2 protein-coding genes are annotated in these 858 nt (G+C 35.3%); both read right to left on the bottom strand.

Going from position 1 to position 858, the window contains the following annotated elements; translation table 11 throughout:
* Positions 1-82: 82 nt before the first annotated feature.
* The gene (locus tag ACFIO3_RS14275) at positions 83-265 is read right to left on the bottom strand and encodes a DUF4169 family protein (RefSeq protein WP_375606982.1); all 183 of its coding nucleotides are present in this window, start codon (positions 263-265) and stop codon (positions 83-85) included.
* An 8-nt stretch (positions 266-273) separates the two neighbouring features.
* Positions 274-825: an SspB family protein gene (locus tag ACFIO3_RS14270; protein WP_375606983.1), complete on the bottom strand. Its 552-nt coding sequence runs from the start codon at positions 823-825 to the stop codon at positions 274-276.
* Positions 826-858: the final 33 nt, after the last annotated feature.

The raw sequence follows: 858 nt of genomic DNA, 5'->3' as shown, positions 1-858 counted from the left end.
GTGTCCATCAACGCGAACAGATATCTTTCGTGGAATGACTTTTGACCAATCGATAGAATTATTTTCGTGCATTTTTCCACCTTTATTCGTCGTTTCGTAAACGATTTTGATCAAGAAATTTTTGCGTTTTTAAAGATTTTTGTTGCTCAAAAAGTTTTTCAGTTTTTGTTCGTCCAAAACGATAACGATTTTGCTCAGCACAAAGAGATTTTTCTGTACGTTTTTTTTGTTTTCGAAATTGGCGAAGATTAATCAATTCAGTCATGAGAAAAATTATTTTTTCCGAAAGGAATCTAAAGAGACAACATCAGCACTTTGATTTTGTTTTGCATCGTTATTTGAAGGTTCTATATTTGTACTGAGATTTTGTTCTTTTGTAAGCGTATTTTCTTTTTTTTGTTTGTTTGATAAGGTAATGGGCGTAGTTGAGGTATTTTCTGAATGTTCACTTTCTCCAGAGGTCAGATTTGAGGGCAGATCAAATGCTGCTTCAAATGCTGCTACAGGATCATAAAAGACTTGAATGGAAGTAAAAGGAATCACGAGCTTTTCGGTTATTTCCCTGAAAGAGAGGGTTACTTCGAAAGCTGTTTCTGAAACACTGAGATCTCTAAATTGATGTTGTAAGACGATTGTCATTTGCTCGGGATAGCGATTTTTTAGCCGAGGAGAAATTTTAACGCCTGGGGCATTTGTCAAAAAAGTTATAAAAAAATGATGATTTCCCGGAAGACCTGCTTTGGCAACTTCCGATAAAACTTTACGGATAACTCCACGAAGTGCATCCTGAACGAGAATATCGTAACGGATTTGATCTTTAACCATCGAAGTTTATTCCTTTTATTTCACGTAGCAGAA

This window comes from Bartonella sp. AD328YNZD, assembly GCF_042196425.1.
The sequence above is the reverse complement of the archived record's forward strand: the minus strand, read 5'-3'. Positions and strand labels throughout refer to the sequence as shown.

Coding starts and splice junctions, on each gene's coding strand:
- ACFIO3_RS14275 (WP_375606982.1), bottom strand. CDS start 265: ATGACTGAATTGATTAATCTTCGCCAATTTCGAAAACAAAAAAAACGT.
- ACFIO3_RS14270 (WP_375606983.1), bottom strand. CDS start 825: ATGGTTAAAGATCAAATCCGTTACGATATTCTCGTTCAGGATGCACTT.